Annotated in this window: 15 protein-coding genes and 2 tRNA genes; 7 read left to right on the forward strand and 10 right to left on the reverse strand. The window is 69.6% G+C overall.

What is annotated here, in order from left to right; translation table 11 throughout:
• Positions 1–44: 44 nt before the first annotated feature.
• A complete protein-coding gene (locus tag HNR20_RS13465) occupies positions 45–1,910 on the reverse strand; it encodes a purple acid phosphatase family protein (protein WP_229687040.1) in 1,866 nt (621 codons plus the stop codon).
• A gap of 252 nt (positions 1,911–2,162) precedes the next feature.
• Positions 2,163–3,428: a HupE/UreJ family protein gene (locus tag HNR20_RS13470; protein ID WP_311736869.1), complete on the reverse strand. Its 1,266-nt coding sequence runs from the start codon at positions 3,426–3,428 to the stop codon at positions 2,163–2,165.
• 134 nt (positions 3,429–3,562) lie between these two features.
• Between HNR20_RS13470 and HNR20_RS13475 the strand changes: the two genes are divergently transcribed.
• Entirely contained in the window at positions 3,563–4,225 is a 663-nt protein-coding gene (locus tag HNR20_RS13475) for a type 1 periplasmic-binding domain-containing protein (RefSeq protein WP_184179640.1), read from the forward strand.
• 75 nt (positions 4,226–4,300) lie between these two features.
• On the opposite strand, the gene HNR20_RS32295 is transcribed toward HNR20_RS13475, so the two are convergent.
• From HNR20_RS32295 to HNR20_RS13490, 3 genes are all read right to left on the reverse strand, one after another.
• A complete protein-coding gene (locus HNR20_RS32295; RefSeq protein ID WP_229687038.1) occupies positions 4,301–5,998 on the reverse strand; it encodes a glucuronyl esterase domain-containing protein in 1,698 nt (565 codons plus the stop codon).
• Between the two features lie 164 nt (positions 5,999–6,162).
• Positions 6,163–6,867 (reverse strand): hypothetical protein, encoded by a 705-nt coding sequence (locus HNR20_RS13485; protein WP_184179643.1) that lies wholly within the window; start codon positions 6,865–6,867, stop codon positions 6,163–6,165.
• Positions 6,860–7,360: a sigma-70 family RNA polymerase sigma factor gene (locus tag HNR20_RS13490; RefSeq protein WP_184179646.1), complete on the reverse strand. Its 501-nt coding sequence runs from the start codon at positions 7,358–7,360 to the stop codon at positions 6,860–6,862. The genes HNR20_RS13485 and HNR20_RS13490 overlap by 8 nt, the downstream gene beginning before the upstream one ends.
• 182 nt (positions 7,361–7,542) lie before the next feature.
• Between HNR20_RS13490 and HNR20_RS13495 the strand changes: the two genes are divergently transcribed.
• Both HNR20_RS13495 and HNR20_RS13500 read left to right on the forward strand, forming a co-directional pair.
• Complete coding sequence (locus HNR20_RS13495; protein WP_184179648.1) at positions 7,543–10,773, forward strand: S8 family peptidase; 3,231 nt, start codon at positions 7,543–7,545, stop codon at positions 10,771–10,773.
• A 224-nt stretch (positions 10,774–10,997) separates the two neighbouring features.
• Complete coding sequence (locus HNR20_RS13500) at positions 10,998–11,489, forward strand: class I SAM-dependent methyltransferase (RefSeq protein ID WP_268240255.1); 492 nt, start codon at positions 10,998–11,000, stop codon at positions 11,487–11,489.
• Between the two features lie 66 nt (positions 11,490–11,555).
• Here HNR20_RS13500 and HNR20_RS13505 read toward each other — a convergent pair whose 3' ends face one another.
• Together HNR20_RS13505 and HNR20_RS13510 are read right to left on the reverse strand one after the other, a co-directional pair.
• Positions 11,556–13,091, reverse strand: a complete 1,536-nt coding sequence (locus HNR20_RS13505) for a non-reducing end alpha-L-arabinofuranosidase family hydrolase (RefSeq protein WP_184179654.1) — start codon at positions 13,089–13,091, stop codon at positions 11,556–11,558.
• 343 nt (positions 13,092–13,434) lie between these two features.
• On the reverse strand, positions 13,435–14,013 hold the full coding sequence (locus tag HNR20_RS13510; protein ID WP_184179657.1) for a DUF3455 domain-containing protein: 579 nt from the start codon (positions 14,011–14,013) through the stop codon (positions 13,435–13,437).
• A gap of 472 nt (positions 14,014–14,485) precedes the next feature.
• On the opposite strand from HNR20_RS13510, the gene HNR20_RS13515 reads away from it, so the two are divergent.
• From HNR20_RS13515 to HNR20_RS13525, 3 genes are all read left to right on the forward strand, one after another.
• A complete protein-coding gene (locus HNR20_RS13515; RefSeq protein WP_184179660.1) occupies positions 14,486–16,990 on the forward strand; it encodes an ATP-binding protein in 2,505 nt (834 codons plus the stop codon).
• A gap of 43 nt (positions 16,991–17,033) precedes the next feature.
• Positions 17,034–17,585, forward strand: a complete 552-nt coding sequence (locus HNR20_RS13520) for a hypothetical protein (RefSeq protein WP_184179663.1) — start codon at positions 17,034–17,036, stop codon at positions 17,583–17,585.
• A gap of 97 nt (positions 17,586–17,682) precedes the next feature.
• Positions 17,683–19,050 (forward strand): FAD-dependent monooxygenase, encoded by a 1,368-nt coding sequence (locus HNR20_RS13525; protein WP_184179666.1) that lies wholly within the window; start codon positions 17,683–17,685, stop codon positions 19,048–19,050.
• Positions 19,051–19,140: 90 nt separating this feature from the next.
• Here the strand turns inward: HNR20_RS13525 and HNR20_RS13530 are convergent.
• Positions 19,141–19,213: transfer RNA gene (locus HNR20_RS13530), tRNA-Arg, on the reverse strand.
• Between the two features lie 35 nt (positions 19,214–19,248).
• Positions 19,249–19,339: transfer RNA gene (locus HNR20_RS13535), tRNA-Ser, on the reverse strand.
• Positions 19,340–19,484: 145 nt separating this feature from the next.
• On the opposite strand from HNR20_RS13535, the gene HNR20_RS32300 reads away from it, so the two are divergent.
• Positions 19,485–20,765, forward strand: coding sequence for a hypothetical protein (locus tag HNR20_RS32300; protein ID WP_229687037.1), 1,281 nt, complete (start codon positions 19,485–19,487; stop codon positions 20,763–20,765).
• Here HNR20_RS32300 and HNR20_RS13545 read toward each other — a convergent pair.
• Positions 20,726–21,496, reverse strand: coding sequence for a CPBP family intramembrane glutamic endopeptidase (locus tag HNR20_RS13545; protein WP_184179669.1), 771 nt, complete (start codon positions 21,494–21,496; stop codon positions 20,726–20,728). The two genes, HNR20_RS32300 and HNR20_RS13545, sit on opposite strands and share 40 nt — an antisense overlap.
• Positions 21,497–21,557 lie beyond the last annotated feature (61 nt).

Consider the following 21,557-nt stretch of genomic DNA (forward strand, 5'->3'; position numbering starts at 1 on the left):
GTAGGCACCCGAAGGTGCCTACCCCGCCCGATGGAACTGTTCGGTCAGCTGCTCAGCGCAGTGATCGTGAGGGTGGTGCGGTAGCTACCCACCGCGATGCTGTCCGGGATCTTCAGATCCAGGTCAGCACCGAGCCGGGCGCCGCCCCGCGGGTGACCCTGCACGGCCGCGGCGAGGCCGCTGGAGACCGAGAGGCCCTTGCCCTGGTCGTCGAAGGACGACAGGACCGGGGCGCCGGCCTCGGCACCCGCGCCGCCGTCGAGCACGTACGGGGTCCAGCCCAGGTAGGAGCCGGAGAACTTCTTGTCGGCGTCCTGGAAGTCGCCGACGTTGGCCGAGATCGACCACGGGGCGAGCGAGCGGCGGCTGTCCGTCACGAGGAGCGGGTTGATCTTGCCGGTCGCCTCGAAGGAGGTGCCGTTGCGCTCCTGCGCGGTGCCCAGGTTGACCAGGCCGTTGTAGCCGTCGATCGTCCAGCCGAACTCGCCCGGAGCCGCGTTCGGCACGTTGACCTGGATGGCCTGACCGTCACCGTGGTACGGGTGGATGGTCGTGCTGTCGACGATCGAGCCGACCGGCTGACCGTCCGGGGTGTTGACGCAGGAGAGGCCCTTCTCGACGGCCGCGTTCGGCGCCGCGCAGGTGCCGCTGCGGAGGTTCTCGAGCACCAGCTTGTCGGCCTTGACCGACACCTTGACGTAGCTGCGGACGTGCTCCTGGTTCTGCACCGAGTTGAACCAGTAATTGCTCGGGTTCAGCGGGTCCGGGCCGAGGCCGTCGGGACCGGTGCCGGTGTTGCCCGGCTTCTTGATGTCGTAGTACTTCGAGCCAGAGGCCGAGTTGGCCGTCACGTAGATGACGCCGCCCGGGCCGGGGAACACGTCGGCAGCACCGGGCTGCTCGGCCGGGTTCTCCTTCTGACCGTTCTTGATCGAGTAGCTACGGGTGTAGACGTGGTCATGTCCCTGCAGCACCATGTCGATGCCGAGGTCGGAGAACGCCGTCGTGAAGTCCTTCCGACGGGCCGCGTTGTCCCCGTCGGTGGAGTGGCTCGCCGCCGAGTAGATGGAGTGGTGGTAGACCAGCACCTTCCACTTGGCCTCGTTGCCGTGCTTGTTGACGACGTCGGTGACGTACGAGACGTGCGCCGCGTCGCCGCCGGCGGAGCCGTCCGCCGGGTTGACGTAGCTGTTGCTGTTCAGGTCGATGAACAGCACGTCCTTGTAGATGTACCAGAAGTCACCGCCGGAGCGGGTCGCCTGGTCCCCGGTGTAGTACTGGGCCGAGCGGTCGGTGTTCGGCGTGAAGTGGTGCTGCTCCCAGGACTTGCCGCCGACATCGTGGTTACCGATGGTGGCACCCAGGGGGTACTGACGCAGCTGGTCGGGGGCCAGGAACGAGTCCCACTGGCTCTCGTCGTTGGCGCTCTCGACGTGGTCACCGGCGGAGACCAGCAGCTCGGTGTTCGGGTTGGCCGCGGTGGCGACCTTCAGGGTCTCCTCCCAGCCGGCCTGGTCCTTCAGCCGGTCGCCGGAGGCGCCGATCTGCGGGTCGCCGAAGAACAGGAAGTCGTAGTCGCCCTCGAAGGACCGGGTCTTGAAGGAGTACGCCGGGGACCAGTTGCCCTCGGAGCCGACCCGGTACGAGTACGTCACGTTCTCGCGCAGGTCGCTGATCGTGGCGTGCCGGTTGAAGCCGGTGGTGGAGGTGTTCGCCGCACCAACGGCCTCGAAGCTGACCGCGCTGGCCGGGAACTCGCCGTTGACGATCTCGGCGGTCGGGGCGAGCTGGATCTTCTGCGCGGTGTCGGCGGAGGAGTACCAGGTCACGATGCGCTGGGTCTCGTTGGCGCCGACGCCGAGGACCACACCGGTGATCGTGGTGGACTCGGCTGCACTCGCCGTGGCCATGAGACCACTACCGAGGGCCGCGCCCATTCCCAGGAACCCGGCTGCGACCCCGGCGACCAGGCGCCGCCGCACGAGCCCGGGGGCCCGTGTCGAGGTGCTCAATGTCATCGACATTGTTCCCTTTTCAAATAGAGAAATGGATTGTGACTTCACCCGACGCTGGGGAAGCGGTTCCACGCTTTCGTTGCCCGATGAACCAACCATGAACGCGATCTTGCGAAATACTGCACTTCGCAAACTACTTAGCCCTACTCAGGACCCAGAAACGCGCTGTACAAACCAGATCAGCCCCATGACGGACACGGCTGCGGAAACAACACCGGTCGCCCAGATGCCGGCTTTTGGCGCACGGCGGCGCAGCACGATCAGCAGCGGGAAGACGAGAGCGATAATCGTCAACTGAACGGTCTCGATGCCGACGTTGAACACCAGCAGCGACCACAGCAGGGTCCAGGACCACGCCTCGTCGATGCCGAGCGCGCCTGCGAAGCCCAGCCCGTGCACCAGGCCGAAGCAGAACACCACGCCGAGGCGGATCCAGCCGGCCCGGTCCAGGCTGAAGTGACCCTGCCCCGTCGTCTCCAGGTCGGTGGCGTGCCCACCGCGCCGCCAGATCCCCCACAGGTGCCAGCCCGCGACCACGGCGATCGACAACGCGATGATCGGCTCCACGATCGCCCCCGGCACCTCGACCAGGCCGAGTGCCGCGAGCATGAACGTCACCGAGTGCGCCAGGGTGAAGCTGGTGGCCGCGAGCACGATCTCGCGAAGGCGTCGTGACCCGGCGATGAGCGCCAGCAGGAACAGGATGTGGTCGATCCCGGACAGCAGGTGCTCGGCGCCCAGTAGGAAGAACTCACCGAACCGCTCGTACCAGGCCTGCCCGGTCGAGAAGGAGGGGTTGGCGGAGTCGAGCGCCGCGCTGCCCGAACGGCCGTCGATCTCGTAGGTGACGATCGTCTTGGTGCCCTTGACGTAGCCCTCGTCATCGGCGAAGAGACCGCTGCGCACCTCGTGGTCGGCGACCCGCTCCGGGCAGGTCCAGTCCAGCAGCAGAGTCGCGTACGGCACGCCATCGCGCTCGCCGATCGTCGCGTCGCCCACCTGGGTCGGCTGGCAGTCCGCGCTCCGCGCGTCCACCGAGAACCGGTCGGAGACATAGCCGAGAACCGTCGATGCGTGGCTCTTCAGCGCTGCGGCCTGGGCGTCGGAGTCACCCGCCTCGAATGCGGCCGTTCCCGTCTGGAAGAGCGGATCGTCGTCACCGGAATCGGCGGCGGACACGATGAGGAGGTCGTATTCGAGCTCCAACGCCGTGCGGATGTGACCCTCGTCTCCCGCTGTGATTTTCGCGTACACAGTCGACGAAAAACCGTGTGCGGACGCCGTTCCGGCGCCCAAAAACGGGATCACCGCTGCGGCGATCCCGACAGCGATGACGATAACGGTACGGCGGACGCGCCCTAACATGCGACTCCCTCGGTTGGCCAGTGCACGTTGCACGTCGCGGGTGAACACCAACCCCCGCACCGACGAACCGCCGGAAAACAAAGACCTCGCGCGACCGCCCACCGCTAAACGGCGGACGGAATTGAGATAGGAATACGAAGAACTACGCGGACTCTCCGCCACCACTCGAAAGGACGACCGCCTTGCGCCCCCCGCTTCGGGCCGTTGCCATGCTGGCCGCGACCGCCGCGCTGGTCACCGCTTGCAGTTCCGGCGACGACTGGTCACAGCCGCACCCCACGCCCAGCGCCGTCGGCGCACTCGGACCCGGGTTCGTCGACCCCTCCACGACGCCCGCCCCGGAGGCGACCATCACGCCGCAGCCCGGCTCGTGGGCCGATGTGCACCCGCCGAAGGACTACCGCGTGGTGCTGCTGACGGTCGGCGACGACAACCCGACGAAGGCGCTCGTGACGGGGGTCAAGGACTGGGCCGACGACGAGCACGTCGACCTCAGGACGATCGACGTCGGCGACCCGGCGGACGCCCTCGCCAGCATCACCAAGGCGATGGAGATGGGCCCGGACCTCATCGTCAGCGCGGGCAACGACCTCATCGACCCCCTCGCGCTGGTCACCCCGAACCACCTGGACGAGAAGTTCCTCGTGGTGGGCGCGGAACTGGCCGAGCCGACCCACAACGTCACCTCGGTCGACTGGGACGGCGCGTCGTTCCGCGGGGAAGGGCTCGGCATGGCATCCACGTACGACCCGAACTCGTTCACCGCCGAACGCTGCGCGGCGGCGATCAGGGCCGGCGTGGCGGCGGTCCTCAACGACCTGACCGGGATCGTGATCTGGCTCTGACGGCCGGGGCCGTCCGCCGCAGAGCCGACACGGCCCGGTGCGGAGGCCCGCGACCTCCACACCGGGCCTGAGGGGTTACGCGGCCGAGCAGGTGGGGGTCATCCCCGCGGCGGTGCCCGTGCCCTGGTAGCCGAATTCGGTCGACTGGCCAGCTCCGATGGAGCCGTTGTAGGCGACATTGGTGAACTGGACCGTGCCGGTGGTGCCGCTCCGGTTGGCACTCCAGATGTTGGTGATGCTGGCTCCTGACGGCAGGGTCATGGTGACCGTCCAACCGTTGATCGGCGCGGGGCCGGCGGTAACCCGGACTGCGGCGACGAAACCACCCGTCCACTGGTTGACCGACACGGTCGCCGTACATCCAGCACCGTTCGGAGGCGGCGTCGTCGGCGGCGGGGTGGTGGGCGGCGGAGTGGTCGGCGGGGGCGTCGTCGGCGGCGAAGTCGTCGGCGGCGGAGTGGTCGGCGGCGGAGTCGTCGGCGGTGGGGTGGTCGGGCCGTCAGCCAGGACCGGCGTCGGCCAGTCCCGCCAGTCGGCCAACCGACCGAGCGCCTTGCTGTGAATCCGGATCGCTCCCGGCTCGTTGCCCGTCTTCAACAGGAACTTGCGGATGTTGTTCTGCAGCGGGGTACGCCACTCGGGGCGGTTGGCGCAGTGGCTGCCGTCCTGGACGTCGGACCAGTAGGTGATGTTGTCGCCAGCGCCGAGCGCCCGGTAGACCTCCGCGCCGCCCAGCGCCGCCACGCTCGCCGACCGGGGGCCGAGGTTGGCGATGTGCGGGTTGTCCATGATGAACAGCCCTCGCGGGGCCACCATGGCGACCATCTCGTGCGTGTCCACCGGCAGTCGGTTCGGGCTGCCGGTGAAGGAGCCGAACGCGTCACCCAACCATGGCTGCTCCCCGTACGCGCTGCTCAGGCTCTGGGCGCCCTCCCCGGGGATGCCCCGGAAGATCGGAACGCCCGCGCTGCCCGACTCGATCGGCATGGTCAGAGCGATGCGCTGGTCGAACACACCGATCGCGAAGGCGCCCTTGCCGTAGCGCGAGCATCCGGTGACACCCATCGCGTCGGACTTGAGGATCGTGCTGCCGGACTGCTCGATGACGTCGATGATCCGACTCACGCCCCAGCCCCAGGCCGCGAGCAGCCCGGTGCTGCTCGATGAGCCGTAGATGCTGTAGAACGCGCCCTGCTTGTTGTTTCGGGGTGTGCCCTCGCGACCAACGGCCAGCGGGTCGTAGCTGATGACGGCAGCACCGGCGGCCTTGATGGTGGCGGTGTCCGCACCGAACCCACCCACCACCACGACGGCCGGGAACGGGCCGGTGCCGCTCGGCAACTCGACCCGTGCCGAGAAGCTGGAGCTCCTGCCGTTGTGCGACACGTTCACGGTGATGTTGGTGGTCGAGACCGTCCCCGTGACGGTGGCCGGCTTGGCGGGCTTCTCGCCGAAGACGAACTTCTCCGCCAACTCCTTGATCTCCGCCCGACGGCAGCGCCAGTCGGACTTGGCGGTGATGGTCGCACCGTTCAGCTTCTTGAAAGGATCGGGAAGCTTGGCGTTGGTGGGCAGCGAACCAAGGTCAGGCAGACCGGACACCGCACAGTCGGCGCCCTCGTCCTCCACCGTTGCGGCGGCCAGGACGCCTGCGGCGGCCTGCGCGGTTGTCGTTCGTGCTACTACCGATACCGATCCGGCGACGGTGAGCGCGGCTACCGCCAGCGCGACGAGAACGGACCGGGTCCTTGAACGGTCCGAGCGGATGATCACCAGGTCTCTCCTTCCGAGGGTGGTGGTGGGAAGGAACGAAACGTGATCGATAATCACGAATGCCAGCCGCGTAAAGTCTGAGCAAGACCATCGTGAAGTGTCAATTAGTTTCCGAAACTTTCAGTGCCACTTTCGACGTGCGGTGAGCGTCGACGCCGCGCAGCTCAGCGCGGTGCGGGCCCGCGATCCTCGAACTCGTACGTGGTGGTCAGGCCCTCGGGCAGATCGGGGACCAGCGCGTTGGTGCCGTCGACCACCTGGACGTAGCGCTTGCCCTGGAAGATCGAGTAGCTGCCGTCAGCGAGCTGGTCGATCCGGAAGAGCTGTGTCGCGGCGGCCGGATCGCAGACCCGGCCGCGTACGCTGCCCGGCGCCGTGTCGTGCACGACGGTCATGCAGACCGCGCTGCCGCCGGAAGGCGCGGCCAGGGTGATCCGGTACCTGTTCCCCTCGGGGCGCAGGACCCACAGCGCCCCCTCGTCGACGCTCTGCGCGGCGGTGGCGCGCACCTGGTCGGTGCCAGCGCCGATCGCCAACGTGGCCCCGGCCATGCCGGGCACCGCGATCTCGACCTGCCGCTTGCCGCCGAGGATCTCCTGAGGTCCGGCCGCGGCCGTCACGGACGGGACGACAGAAGGTGGGACCTGGCTCGCCGGGCCGACGACACCCGGCGTCTCGACGTCGGCTCGTGCCTGCAACAGGGCTGTGCCGGCGGCAACGGCCACGACGGCCAGCCCCGCCGCGCTGACCGCCGCCCGGCGGCGTCGACGCCGGTCGCTGCGGTCGCGCAGCGCCTGGGCTCCCGGCAGCGTGGTGACTCGCCGGACCTCGTCGACGATCGCGGTGAGGTCGTCGCGCGGATCAGCCATGGGAGGTCTCCTCCTGGTGCACATCGGTCAGCAACCCGGCCATCGCTCGCCGACCGCGGGCGAGGTACGTCTTCACGGTCCCGACCGGCGCCTGCATCTCGGCTGCCACCTCTGCGACGCTGAGATCGTTCAGATGGTGCAGCACGACGGCCCGGCGCTCGTTGGCGCTCAGCCGCTGCAGCGCCTGCAACAGGGCGACGTGGTCCTCGTTCAGTCCGGGCACGCCCTGGTCGACCGCGGCCCGACGATGAGCGCGGATCCGATTGAACGTCTTGCGCCAACTGCTCACCGCGATCCGGGACGCGACGCGGCGGACCCACGCCTCCGGGCTGTCCGCCTCCCGTACCGTCCGCCAACGCTGCCAGGCCCGCATGAACGCCTCGGCGACGGCATCCTCCGCCTCGGCACGGTTTCCGGTCAGCGCGTACACGTGACCCACGACCCGACCCGCACAGGCCGCGTAGAGGGCGTCGAACTCCTCGGCATCACGCATCCGACCGGTGCCCTCCAGTGCCTCGTCCCCTGGTCACCGCCGCATGGAACCCGCCTGGGTCAATCGGACACGTCGGCGCGGGGGGAGGATTGTGGCCACCGTCACACCGGAGTGATCAACCTAACGCTCTGGTCAGGCGTCATCGTGCCGTCCCGGGAGACGCCCGTGGCGGAGAGGACGATGTGCGACGACGGCAACGACGGGCGCTGACAGCCGGCGTACTCGCGACCGCGCTGGTAGCGGCGGGCCTGACGGCCACCCCGGCGAATGCGCGGGTGTCGACCGGGGCCACGGTCGAGAGCAGGCCCGGCACCTTCACGCTGATCACCGGCGACCGGATCTCGGTGGACGCCCACGGCCAGCCGCAGATCCAGCGCGGGCCGGGGCGGGCCGACATGCGGTTCGTGACCAGCCGCGAGGGCGGCCACCAGTTCGTGATCCCGGTGGACGCGATGCCACTGCTGCGGGACGGACGCCTCGACCGTCGGTTGTTCGACCTCACCGCGCTGGGCGAGTTCGGCTACGACGACCGGGCGGCCGACCTGCCGCTGCTGGTCGCGTACCCCGAGAACATGGCGGCGCAGGCGCGGGCCGCGACCATCGGGGGTGACGGACGGGTGCGGGCCGACCTGCCCGCCGCCCGAGCGCTGGCCGTGCGGGCGAACCCGGACGACCGGGTCACGCTCTGGGCCTCGCTCACCCGGGGTACGACGTCGGCGCGCACCCTCACCGCCGGGGTCGACCACATCTGGCTGGACGGCAAGCGCAAGGTCTCCCTCGATCGCAGCGTGCCGCAGATCGGCGCCCCGGCGGCCTGGCAGGCGGGCTTCGACGGCACCGGCATCACCGTTGGCGTGCTGGACACCGGGATCGACGCCGGCCACCCCGACTTCGCCGGGCGCCTCACCGAGGTCCGGGACTTCACCGGCGGCAACGACCCCGCCGACGCGGTCGGCCACGGCACCCACGTGGCGTCGACCATCGTGGGCAGCGGCGCGGCCTCCGGTGGCAGGTACCGAGGTGTGGCGCCGGGAGCGAAGCTCCTCGTCGGCAAGGTCTGCGCCACCACCGAATGCCAGGACTCGGACATCATCACCGGCATGCAGTGGCTCGCGCCGCAGACGCGGGTGGTCAACCTGAGCGTGGGCGGCGACGACGCGCCCGGCCTCGACCCGCTGGAGACGGCGGTCCAGGAGCTCAGCCACCAGTACGGCACCCTCTTCGTGGTCGCGGCCGGCAACGAGGGCAAACCGAAGTCGGTCTCCTCGCCGGCCTCCGCCGACGACGCCCTCGCCGTCGCCGCGGTCGACGCCGACGACCAGCGGGCCTACTTCTCCAGCCGGGGTCCCCGCATCGGCGACAACCACATCAAGCCCGAGATCAGCGCGCCCGGTGTCGACATCGTGGCCGCTGCCCCCGGCGGCGACTACGCGACCATGGCGGGCACGTCGATGGCCACCCCGCACGTGGCCGGCACTGCCGCGATCCTCGCTGGGCAGCACCCGGACTGGACCGGCCCGCAACTCAAGGCCACGCTGATGGACTCCGCCAAGCCGACCGGCGAGGACACCCTCTACGAGCAGGGCGCGGGTCGGGTCGACATCGCCCGCGCGGTCGCCCAGCCGGTCGCCGCCGACATCGCCGCCATCGACTTTCCGGTCCAGCGCTGGCCGCACGCCGACGACACCCCGATCACGCAGGTCGTCGGCTACCGCAACACGGGCAGCACGCCGGTCACCCTGACGCTGACCGTCGCCCCGGCGCCGGCCGGCATGCTCACCGTCAGCCCGGCCACGCTGGTCGTGCCGGCCGGCGGTCGCGCCGAGGCGACGATCACCGTCGACACCCGGGTCGACGCCACCGACGGCGTCTACCAGGGGGCGCTGACCGCGACCGGTGCCGGCGACCTGCGGGTACGCACACCTTTCGCGCTGAACCGCGAGATCGAGAGCTACGACGTACGGCTCAACCACACCGGACGTGACGGCAAGCCGGCCACGGAGTACTCGACCGTGGCGGCGAACCTGACCACCGGCGAGTTCACCACCCTGGACGGGGTACCGGGCGGTGGCACCATGCGGCTGCCCAAGGGCCGTTACGGGCTCTACAGCACCATCCACGAGGGCGACGCGTCGACGCTGCTCGTCCAGCCCCTGCTGGACGTACGCGGCCCGATCACCGAGGCCGTCGACGCCCGTACCGCCAAGCCGGTCGCGCTGACCGTGCCCCAGCGCGACGCCGCGCCCCTCTCGATCAACGTGAGCGCGAACTGGAACGATGGCATGCGCTACCCGGGTGTCCAGCTCAGTGGGGCGTCCTTCGCCGACGTCTTCTTCGGTCGGATCGGGCCCGCCGTCGCGGCACCCGAGTTCACCGCGACGCTGGGCGTCGGGCTTGCCCGTCCCGGCAAGGACGGAACCTTCCGGAACAGCCCCTACACGTACGACCTGGCGTACGTCAGCCCGGGCGACATGTTCACGGGTCTGACCAGGAAGCTGTCGCCGAAGAACCTCGCCACGGTCAGGACGACCTACCGCAGCCAGTCCACGGCGGCGACGGCGGTCCGGTACCACCGTGCGTCAGCGCCCGGTGGCTCCGGCCCGATCGGTTCGAACACGCCGATCGACCTGCCGTTCCATGGCACCGAGTACTACAACACCGACGGCGGCATCGTCTGGACGTCCACGTTCGTCGAGGGCGACAACTCCACCATGCAGGAGTCGACCTTCAAGCCGGGCCGGACGTACACCCAGACCTGGAACGCGGCCCCCTTCGGGCCCTCGGTGACCCAGGCCCCGACCCTGTCGCCCCTGGGGTACGCGGGCCGCGACGGCGACACCATCTCCATCTCGTCGTTGCCGCTGTTCGGCGACGCGGCCGGTCGCCCCGGGAGCCGCGACGACCGGCCGGTGCAGTTCCGGCTGCTGCGCAACGGCACGGAGATCGGCACCTCGGACAGCCCGTGGGCCGAGTTCGCGGTGCCCGCCGAGAAGGCCACCTACCGTCTGGAGGCGACCGTCACCCGCGCGGTCCCGGACACCCTGTCGACCTCGATCGCGGTGGCCTGGACCTTCACCTCGGCGCACACGACGTCGCCGCAGCGGCTGCCCCTGACGACAGCCCGACCGACGCCGGTGCTCGACGACACCAACACGGCCCGCGCGGGCCGGATCATGACCATTCCGGTGGCACTGGACCGGCAGGCTGGTTCCAAGGCCGCGCCCAACCGGACGCTGGGCGTCTCGGCGTCGTTCGACGACGGCAAGACGTGGGTCACGCTGCCGGTGATCCGGGACGTCGCCCTCATCAGTCACCCCCGGCGGGCCGGCTTCGTCTCGCTCCGACTGACGGCGACCGACACCGCCGGCAACACGGTCACGCAGACGATCCAACGCGCCTACCGGATCGCCTGATCCCGCGGTGAGTCCGGGGCGGCGCCTGCTTGACGCGCCGCCCCGGAACTCACCGGTGACCGAGGACACGGTGCACTGACTCGCCCGGCAGGGTGGAATCAGAGGTGTGCACAGAGCAGGCATCGGCGAGTGACGTCGTGAAGTTCACCCTGCCGACCAGCGATCCGGATTTCGCACCCGAGGAACCGGTGCGGACGACGGCAGCCCATCGGCAGCGATGGGCGGTGGACACGATGGCTGTCGCAGCGGACGACCAGGTGTTGGAGATCGGCTGCGGTCGGGGAGCGGCCGTCTCCCTGGTCGCCAGCCGCCTCACGACCGGCCGAATCGTCGCCATCGACCGAGCGGCGACGATGGTGCGGCTCGCGACCGAACGGAACCTGAACCACATCAACGCCGGCAGAGCTGAGATTCGATGTGCAGGATTTGAGGCGGCCGACCTCCCGGCCCGCCGTTTCACCAAGATCTTCGCCGTGAACGTCAGCCTGTTCTGGCTGGGCGACGCGACTCAGCCGATCGACCGGATGCGGAGCCTGCTGGCACCGGGAGGGCAGCTCTACGTGTTCGGCGAGCGGCCCACCGCCGCACACGCCACGGCGAACCTCACCGCGACCAAACTGCTACTCGAAGCCCGTGGGTTCACCACGGCCAGGTCGAGCGCGATTCGTGGTCAGGGCCAGGTGCTCACCTGCGTCAGCGGCACGCCGATCGAGTGACGCTGTAGCGGGCGGGCTCGGCTCGACGCCGAGCCCGCCCGTTCAGTTCCGAGCTGGGTCACGCCCTCATCGTTGCAGGGTCAGCAGACCGGGCCGGTACGGCAGGAGGCCGTAGTCGCCGCCGGAACTGGGCGAACGACCCTGGTAGAGCAGCTGCAGGTTGCAGGCGTTGACCGTCATCGTCTGGTCGGCGCTGGTCCGCAGCAGCTCACCGTGGCTGATGTCGTTGGTCCAGGTGGCACCGCTGTTGGCCTTGCCGGCGAACGGGTTGCTCTCGCTGGCGGCCTGTGGCGTCCACGAACCCCCAAGGCTGGTGGCCGTGAACGAGCGGAAGTAGCGGCCCTGCGAGCCGATCGCCTCGACGATCATGAGGTACTTGTTCAGACCCTGCAGCTTGTAGACCTGCGGGGCCTCGAACAGGTTGTTCGTCGTGTCGCTCATGATGGTCGTGTAGCTGCTGCCGAAGTTGCCGGGGAAGTTCCCGATCGGCATGCTGGCCCGGTAGATCTTGCCGTTGTCCCCGGCGAAGAACAGGTACATGTTCGTGCCGTCGCCGATGAGCGTCTGATCGATCGGACCCGTACCCGAACCCGTGATGCTTCCGGTGAACAGCGTCTGCGCCGCCGACCAGCCGTTCGGGTTGGTCGGGTCAGTGGAGGTCCGGTAGGAGAACGCCGGCCCACCCCACTGGTAGGCGAGCACCCAGATGTTCCTCGGCGCGAAGTAGAACAGCGACGGCGCGACAGTGGCCGAGTTCATCGTGTTCTGGCTCGCCGAGGCCATCTGCGAGTAGTTCGTGAAGAGGCCGAAGTTCATCGAGCCCCAGCTACTCCCGAAGTCGTGCGTGGTGGCGTAGACCAGCTGCTGGCCGTTGTAGGGGGCCACGGTGAAGTCCTTGAGCGACACCCACCCCGACTTCGGGGTCGCCAGCTGACCGGTTGACGACCAGCGGTACGTCGAGGGAAGGTCGCAGGTGCCGGACGGCGGCGGCGTGGTCGGGGGAGGCGTGGTGGGGTTGCTCCCGCCGTCGACGCGGACGAACTGCCACTGCTGGTTGCTGCCGTTCCAGTCGTCGTACTGGACGATGTTGCCGCCGTCGGCGGTCGAGGCGCCCTGCACCTCCAGCACCTTGTTGCTGTTCCGGTTGATCAACCGGACGTAGCCGCTGTCGGAGTCGGCCAACCGGAACTGCTGGTTGGTGCTGTTGTTGTCGCTCCATTGCACGATGCTGGCACCGTTGGCAGTCGAGAAGTTGTAGACGTCCAGCACCTTGCCGGACAGCCGCGACTTCACCCGGTAGTAGCCACCGCCAGAGTCGACGAACTGCCACTGCTGCTGGTTGCCGTTGTTCCGGGCCCACTGGGTGATCCGCGCACCGTCATTCGTGGCCAGGTTGTACACGTCCAGGGCCTTGCCGCTGTTGCGGTTGATCAACACGTACCACGCGCTCGTGTCGACAGTCGCCGCGGCGGCGGGTGTCGACACCACCGCTGCGGCGGCGCCGCCGACCGCCACCGCCATCACGCCAGCGGTGAAAACCCGCAGCAGCCACCCGCGCCGCCGCGGCGGGGTGATCGATGGAGACCTATCGAGGGCAGACATGATCCTCCTTCAGAGACCAAGAGCCGAACGGTCTGCCCGAAGATGGGCGCACCGCGACGCGTGGCCGGGAGCATGCTTCGAGAACGTTAGCGCTAACAACGCGACTGCATGCCTTGGCGCACGCCTGATTCGAGGTCGACGAATCAGGCTTGCCCGGTAAGCCAAAGGTGTCGTCGTCCTTAGCCATCGACTGTGAGCGATAACATGGCGTTCGTCAAGACGTAACGTGCGGGGAACATCAGCCGGTGGCGGATTGCGGTTGGTAGACGCTAACATCGACGGTTGCCCATGACCATCGTCCGGTGCCCGCCGGGGATCCCGGCGGACACCGGGGACCTGGCTGTTACCGCTTCGCGGCCCAGAAGACGTAGACCGCGCCGTACGGCACGGCCGCCGTCGCGCCGTCGGTGCACGCGCCGGCCGGTGCGACGCCACCCGAGGTCAGCAGGCGACTGACGTACGCGACATTGCTGAGAATGCCGGCGCCGGTATGGCTGTCCACCGTCAGCAGCAGCTCGGGGATCGTCCCCGGACGCGGCCTCTCCGCGGTCTTCTTCGCCGTGATCAGTGAACCGTCACGCTCGGACTGCCAACTCGGACCCTTGAAGTGGTGAACCCGGCCACCCGTGCCGATCAGCTGGGCCTCCGGCACGGACGCGCCGGTGAACGCGCCACCAGCGCAGGTGTAGGTCTGCGTTCCGCGAGTGACGACGTACGCGCCGACGGGGCGAGATCCCGCCGGAGGCTTGATCGTCGAGGTGATGCGCGGGAGGTCGACCTGTCGGGCGTCGGCACCCGCGGCGGCCGGTGCGGCCACCGCGTCCGCCGACGCCGCATGGGGCATCGCGCCGGTCGCCGCCACGACACCAGCCATGCCGATGACCGCGAGCGCTCGGACCCGAGAGTGAAACGTGCTCAGCATGCGATTCCTCCGTTCCAGGTAGGCGCACCTGCGCCCACGTGATTTCTGCACGGACAGCATGCGTACGACGATCAATGTCGCGACGAACTTGACCCATCATTCACCTGGCGGGCTGACCCCCTGGCGGCCCCGACGCGACCCTTTGCCGATGATCTTCGGGGTCGGAGAGATCTCCCGGAGATGGATAATGATGATGGTGTAGCCATCGCATCACCGACGGGGGAAGCACAATGATTCGAGGCATCCGGGACTGCGCCGATCAGCTTCAACCACCGTCCGCGCTGGGCGGCATGGCGGTGGCGTACCTCGGCCGAGGGTCGATGGTGTCGTGGCTGTGCCGGTAGTCCCGCCGCCGAATCCAGACGAGGTCCGTAGCGTCGCGGAGTTCCTCGCCGCCCTGCGCCGACTGAGAGCCTGGTCGACGCAGACCTACCGTCAACTCGCGCGGCAGGCGGCGGCTGCAGGTGACAGCATGCCCGCGAGCACCACGGCGACCATGCTCAGCCGTTCCAGCCTGCCCAGGAGCGAGTTGGTCTCGACCTTCGTCCAGGCGTGCGGGCTCGACGCCGCCGCCGCTGTGCGCTGGGTGGCCGTACGTGACGCCCTCGCCTCCACCAGCACCGTCGGCGACGACACCTCGCCCGCGTTGCCCGGAGGCCCGTGGCAGGCGCCTGCCCGCAACCTCGTGCCCGCCATGCTGCCCACGGACATCGCCGACTTCACCGGCCGAGAAGAGCACGTGACGACGCTGTACCAGCACCTGGCCGGCCTGGAGCACGACAGCCGGCACCACAATGCCACTCCCATCGCCGTCATCAGCGGCATGGGCGGCGTCGGCAAGACGACCCTCGCCGTGCATGTCGCGCATCGGCTGGCCGTCGCGTACCCGGACGGCCGGCTGTACGTGAACCTGCGTGGAGCCGAAACGTCACCGCTGCCCTCCAGCGACGTCCTGGCGAGGTTCCTACGCGCCCTGGGCCTGGACAGCCGGATGATTCCTGCCGACGAGACCGAGCGTGCCGAACTCTTCCGCACCCACCTCGCGGGTCGCCGGGTGCTCCTGCTGCTGGACGACGTTGCGAGCGAGGCGCAGGTCAGACCCATTCTCCCGGCAACAGCGACATGCGCGGTGTTGATTACCAGCCGATCGCGTCTGACGGGCATCGAGGGGACCCGCCGCCTCGACCTGGACGTGTTCCCAACCGCGACCGCGCTGCGGTTGCTGGCCAGTGTCGCCGGCGTCGACCGGGTCACGGCCGAGCACCTCGAGGCGACACAGATCGTCAGGCTGTGCGGCGGCCTCCCGCTCGCGATACGGGTAGCCGGCGCCCGCCTGGCCGGGCGACCGACCTGGCGACTCGGACAACTGGCGACGATGCTCGGCGACGAGCGCCGACGCCTGGACCACCTGGCGGCCGGCGACCTGGCCGTCCGCCCCTCACTCACACTCAGCTACCAAGCGCTCGAGCCAGAGACACGTCGACTGCTCCTCCTACTCAGCGTCTTTGACCTGCCGGACTTCCCGGTGTGGTTCGCCGCCGTCGTGCTCGGGACCACACTGGACAGCGGCATGGCGCACGCCGAAGCGCTGGTGGATGCGCAACTACTCACCGCCGTCGGCACCGACGTCTGCGGCCAGCACCGCTACCGGTTCCACGATCTGGTGCGGCTGTTCGCCAGAGAACGCGCGGCCCTGGAGGAAACTCGCGAGGCGACAGCGGACGCCCTGCGCCGCGGACTCGGTGGCTGGCTCGCCGTCGCCGAGCGGATGGCCAGGCACATCCCGGGGCCCTGCTACGCGGCGATCAGCGGACCTGCCGCGCGGCCGCCGATGGACTGGTCCCATCCGTACCTGTCGGATCCCGACCCGGCACGGTGGTTCGACGCCGAGAAGGCGACGCTGCTGTCGATCATCCGGCAAGCCTGCGTACTCGGCTGTGACGACCTGGCCTTCGACCTGGCCGGATGCATGGAGAAATACTTCGACGTGCGCGGCATGTACCGCGACTGGGCCGACATCAACACCGAGGTTCTGTCCGTGTGCAGGGCCGCGGGTAACCGCCTTGGTGAGGCCGTCATGCTGCGCGGGCTCATCGATGTGACGACGTGGATCGACGACCGGCCCTCCGGTGACGCCATGTCCCGCCACCACGAGGAATCGCAGCGGCTACTGGCCATGTTCACCAAGCTGCGACACGAGCCGGGCATGTGTGACGCCGCGGTGATGTGCGCGTGGGCACTCGCCGCCGCCGGCGACCACTCCGCGGCGGCTGCGTACGCCAGTCAGGCCCTGCAACTCGCCGAGCGGTCGGATCACCGAGGCGGTCGGATTCGAGCTCGGCTCGCACTGTCGATCGTCAGCTACGAACAGGGGCGCTTCGCGGACGCCGCGTTACTCATCGAGATGCTGGACGAGGCACGCGCATTGAACAACCCGCGCTGGGTCGCGACCGTGCTGCAGTTCGCCGGCATCGCCCACGCTGACCTCGGCGACTTCGCGCGAAGCCAACAGATGCTGTACGAGTCGATGAGCATCGCCCTACGCCACGGCGACACCTACACCCACGTGTTCACCCTGATCGCGTTGGCCCGCCTGGAGAAGCGACGCGGCGCCTCCACCGCGCGGGCGACGGCCGAAGCGGCGGTGATACTCAGTCGCGAGCACAACATGGCCCACCACCTGGCTGAAGCGCTGATGGTGCTGGGCGAGATCGAGTTGGCGGAGGATCGCCCCACCGACGCGGTCGACCACCTTGAGGAGTCCGTCGCGCTGTGGAGGACACGCGGTTGGCATTCCATGCATGCCGCGGCACTGGCAAGCCTCAGCCATGCCTACGCGCGCACCGATTCGCCGGCCGCCCGACGAGCGCTCGAAGAGGCCAACGCAATCTCCGCCCGCCTCGGTGCCACCGCCAAGGAGGCTCCACCACCCGCTCGCATACCCACCAACGGCCGACATCGGTACTTGAGCATCTGAGCCGCTGACAGCCACGGTAGTCGATCTGCGGTAGCCTCACGTCATGAATGCAACCTGGCCGATGATCAAGCGACTCGGTCTGTTGTGGACACTTGCGGTGCTGCTCCTGGTGCTTTTTGCGCACGGACTACGCGCCGAGTACCTGCCGATCGAGGCGCTCACCGCCACCGTCTGGGCGGTGCTCCTCGGCCTGGGCGCGATCCTGGCGAGTCGGCTGGCGAGGTCGGGGCACGCCAAGAGTGCCGTCGTGCTGTTGTGTGTCGCGACGCTGGTGGCCTGCGATGTGGCAGTTGTCGTCGACAGTGCGTTGATCTACGACGGGACCGGTTACTGGACGCTCAACGGTGGTGTGAGCCTGCCATATTCGTACGCGCCGCTGTGGTACCCGGCCGCACTGCTGCCGTCGATGGATGTCCTCGGCGTCGACCAGACGACCATCACCGCAGGCGACTTCGAGTGGCAGGCGGAGCACATCGCTCCCGTGGCCCTGGTGCTGACCATCGCGTCAGTCGTCTTCGTCGCCTCCGTGCTGCGGGCGCTGTTCGGACGTCGTCAGGCCAGCCCGGAGTTCGGGCCGGGTCGCGCCTATTCATAACGCCAGGACCGCCACCGCGCAGTGCGCCCCGGACTCCGCGACCAGGTTCCGGTGCTGCGCCATGTCCTCCCGCGCGGCCACGTAAGAACATTGACCCATGGACACGGATGTGGTGATTGCCGGATGTGGACCGGTCGGAGCCGTGCTCGCCGCACTGCTCGGTGACCGTGGCATCCGCGTCGTCGTCGTGGACCCGGCGTCCGACGCCCGGTCTGGGCCGCACGCCCACCCGCGGGCGGCGGTCCTCGACTCGCACGTGCAGCGGATCCTCCGCCGCATCGACGGCTTGGACGACTGGGACGAGTGGGCGACGCCGTTGCGCCGTACGCAACTACTCGGCCCCGATCGCCGCCCGCTGCTGACGCTTCGTCTGGCGGATGGCGTCCCGGCTGGCGTCATGCTCGACCAGCCCCGCCTGGAGCGGGCACTACGCGACCGACTGGCGCGGATGCCCACGGTGCACCTCCACACCGGTCGGTCGGTGACAGCGCTCGAGCAGTCGGGCGACATCGTCGCCGTCACGCTCGACGACGGCTCGACGCTGACCGCCGCGTGGCTCGTCGGTTGCGACGGGGCGTCGAGCACCGTGCGGGGCCTCATCGGTGCCTCCTATGACGGCGTCAGCTACCCGGAGCCGTGGCTGGTGGTCGACGCCCGCACCGATGGGCACAGCACCGGCGAGCCGATGTTCTCCCACGTGCTCGACCCGGCCCGGCCGATGGTGACGTTCGAGCGGCCCGGCGTTCGGAGGTGGGAGTGGATGCTGCTGCCCGACGAGGACCCGGTCGGCATGGTCGCGCGGATTGACCAGCTGATCCAGCCATGGGCGGATCCTGCGGCGCTGCGGGTCGAGCGGGCCGCGGTGTTCACGTTCCATGCCCGTACGGCCTCGGCATGGCGCCGCGGCCGCGTGCTGCTCGCCGGCGACGCGGCGCACTCGATGCCGCCGTTCACCGGTCAGGGCCTCGGCGCCGGCCTACGCGATGTCGCGACCCTGTCCTGGCTGCTGGCCGACGCGCCCGGCGACGTGGACCGCTACGAGCGCGAGCGGCGGCCAGCCGTGGCGCGGATGACCCGCACGGCGTTACTCACCGGCCGGGTGATGCTCGGTCGCAACCGTTTCACGGCAGCCGCGCTGCGCGGACTGGTGCGGACCGCAGGGATGCTCCCAGGCCTCGACGCGCGCGTAGCCAGGGCAGCCGCAGCGCCTGAGCGCCTCCCCGACGGCACCCGGCAACTGCCCGATGCCCCGCTCGTCGTTGACGGCCGGCGCACCAACCTCGACGCGCTGCTGGGCAACCGGTGGGGCGTCATCGGCGGCGAGGCCTGCGGCCTCGACGCCGGCACCATGGCGTGGCTCACCACGCACGGCGCCGTCTTCGCCGACGTGGACAGGTTTGCAAAAGGACAAGCGACGATCGTGCGCCCGGACCGCTTCATCGCGACCACTGTCCCGTTCGCCTGAGCGGCATATCAAAGCCTGATTCCGGCGGACGTGAAAGAACCCCCGACCCTGCCGTTCTGGCTGGTCGGGGGCTCTTTCTTTCCTGCTCTGTGCGCCCGAAGGGACTCGAACCCCTAACCTTCTGATCCGTAGTCAGATGCTCTATCCATTGAGCTACGGGCGCTCGTGCTCAGCCAGTCTACACACCCGGCTTTCGCGCGGAGACTCCGGGATTCGAACCCGGGAGGGGCTTTAAGACCCCAACCGCATTAGCAGTGCGGCGCCATAGACCAGACTAGGCGAAGTCTCCCAGGTGGCCCGCAGACCACCGCGCCCGAGAATACAGGTCGCTACCCACCGGGAGCAAAACGACTTCCGGGGTACGCCCACCGCGGCCACCCGGACCCGTGTTTCGGCGCTGTGCGGCAGCGTGATCGGGACTACGCTCCATCGATATGCAGGAGCAGCCGCCCAGCGAGTCGACCCGTCGAGAGCCTGCTGAGAGAGCGCGTCGGCGCTCCCCGCGGGCCACCTTCACGCCGCCGGCTGTTGCCGAGCAGCCCGCGGAGACGGCGGCACCGCCGGCCGCCGCTCCGGCGAGCCAGCGTCCTCGACGGGCCAAGGCCGCCCCGGCGGTGCTCTTCCAGCCACCGGAGCCGGACCGCCTCCTGCCCCGACAGCCGAGCCGCCCGCCGACCGACCCGACCGACGACCAGCCAAGCCGGCCGAGCAGCGAGCAAGCAGACCCGCCAACCGCCACCGGAGGCAGCAGTGAGCCAGGCCCGGCGGCAGTCGAGCCGGCGACCCGGCCGCCGAAGGCCCGAACCACCCCCGTTCGAAAGGCCGCCACCAGGAAGGCACCCACAACGACGGCCGATGTGACCCCGAGCACACCGGCTGCGGCGCCGGCACCCTCCCCGCGCAAGCGTGCCCCGAGCCCCACCAAACGGGCGGCGCCCGCTCGGAAGAGCACGACGCCGAGAGAGCCCGTAGCCGAGCAGGACAGGGCACCGGCAACCCCCACCACCGCGCAGACCGCCCCGGCTCTGGGGCATACCCCGGAATCGGAGCTGCGGGCGGTCGCCGCGCGCGTGCTCGACCACCCGGGCTTCGCGCCGGAGCTGTTGGCTCTGGCCGCGGTGCGGGCGCTCGGGCCGGGCGCGGCCGAGTGGGCCGAGCGCCTGCGGGTCCGGTACCCGGACGCGTCGGCGGACGGCCTGGCCCGGTTGGCCACCCAGCGGTTCGTCCGCTCGGCGGGCGCGGGCGGGGCGACCGCGGCGCTGGCCGGTCTCTTCGCGCCGCTGGCCGAGTTGGCCTCGGTGCTGTGGACGCACGCGAATCTGGTGCTGCACCTTGCTGCGGCCTACGGCAAGGATCCAGCCGATCCCGCCCGGGCCGTCGAGCTGCTGGTGCTCACCCAGGTGCATCCGGACCCGGCGAGCGCGCGGGCGGCCCTGGCTGCCGCAGAGCAGGCGGGCGATCCGGTCGACGGGGCCTGGCCGCGGGCGGCAGAGGCGGCCTGGCGGCTGGCCGCGCCGCTCACCGCCCAGGCCAGCGGTTGGGTTGCGTTGCGGCTGGTGGCCCGGCTGCTACCGGGAGCGGCGGTGCTCGCGGCGGCGCTGGGAGACGCGGCGGCGGCCGACCGGCTCGCGGCCCGAACGGCGGCCGCCTACCGACCCAGCCGGGCGCTGACCGGTCAGAGCCAGTCGAACCACTCCCGGGGCAGCAGCGCGTAGCCGACGAAGGCGACCACGTCGAGCAGCGTGTGCGCGATGATCAGTGGCATTACCCGCCGGGTGCGCAGGTAGAAGAGGCTGAACACGACGCCCATCACCGCGTTGCCGACGAACGCGCCGAAGCCTTGGTAGAGGTGGTACGAGCCGCGTAGCAGCGCGCTGGTCGCGATGATCGCGGCGAGCCGCCACTGGAACTGGCGCAGTCGGGTGACCAGGTAGCCGACCACGATCACCTCCTCCAGCACGGCGTTCTGCACGGCGGCGAGGATCAGCACCGGGATCGCCCACCAGACGTCCGGCAGCGCGGCCGGCACGAGCGTGGCGTTGAGGCCGAGCTGAGCCGCCACCCAGACCAGGGCCAGCCCGGGCAGGCCGATCAGCGCGGCCAGGCCAGCGCCGCGGGCCAGGTCCTGGCCGGGCCGCCGGGCGTCCAGGCCGAGGGTCCGCGCAGGGTCGCCGGGGTCGCGGCTGAGCAGGTGTACGGCGAGCAGCACCGGAAGCAGCGCGAACACGATGCCGAGCAGCTGGTACGTCAGGTCCAGCCAGTGTCGGGTCGACGCCGAGGTGTTCAGCGAGGCGGTCTGCTTGGAGAGCGGACCCTCGGCGGTCAGCTTCGCGATGATCGAGACCACCGCGTAGACCGCGGACTGGCCGAGGGAGAGGCCGAGGACCAGCAGCGTCTCGGTGCCCAGTAGTCGGCGGGACACCGGGCGGGTCAGCTCAACGGTCACCGCACCACTCTGCCCGACGGGCGGCACCACTGACACGGCTGACCGGCCAGCATGAGCCGAT

Source organism: Micromonospora parathelypteridis, assembly GCF_014201145.1.
GTDB lineage: Bacteria > Actinomycetota > Actinomycetes > Mycobacteriales > Micromonosporaceae > Micromonospora > Micromonospora parathelypteridis.

Coding starts and splice junctions, on each gene's coding strand:
- HNR20_RS13465 (WP_229687040.1), bottom strand. CDS start 1,910: ATGGCCACGGCGAGTGCAGCCGAGTCCACCACGATCACCGGTGTGGTC.
- HNR20_RS13510 (WP_184179657.1), bottom strand. CDS start 14,013: ATGCTGAGCACGTTTCACTCTCGGGTCCGAGCGCTCGCGGTCATCGGC.
- HNR20_RS13490 (WP_184179646.1), bottom strand. CDS start 7,360: ATGCGTGATGCCGAGGAGTTCGACGCCCTCTACGCGGCCTGTGCGGGT.
- HNR20_RS32300 (WP_229687037.1), top strand. CDS start 19,485: ATGCAGGAGCAGCCGCCCAGCGAGTCGACCCGTCGAGAGCCTGCTGAG.
- HNR20_RS13515 (WP_184179660.1), top strand. CDS start 14,486: ATGCCCGCGAGCACCACGGCGACCATGCTCAGCCGTTCCAGCCTGCCC.
- HNR20_RS13485 (WP_184179643.1), bottom strand. CDS start 6,867: ATGGCTGATCCGCGCGACGACCTCACCGCGATCGTCGACGAGGTCCGG.
- HNR20_RS13520 (WP_184179663.1), top strand. CDS start 17,034: ATGAATGCAACCTGGCCGATGATCAAGCGACTCGGTCTGTTGTGGACA.
- HNR20_RS13505 (WP_184179654.1), bottom strand. CDS start 13,091: ATGTCTGCCCTCGATAGGTCTCCATCGATCACCCCGCCGCGGCGGCGC.
- HNR20_RS13525 (WP_184179666.1), top strand. CDS start 17,683: ATGGACACGGATGTGGTGATTGCCGGATGTGGACCGGTCGGAGCCGTG.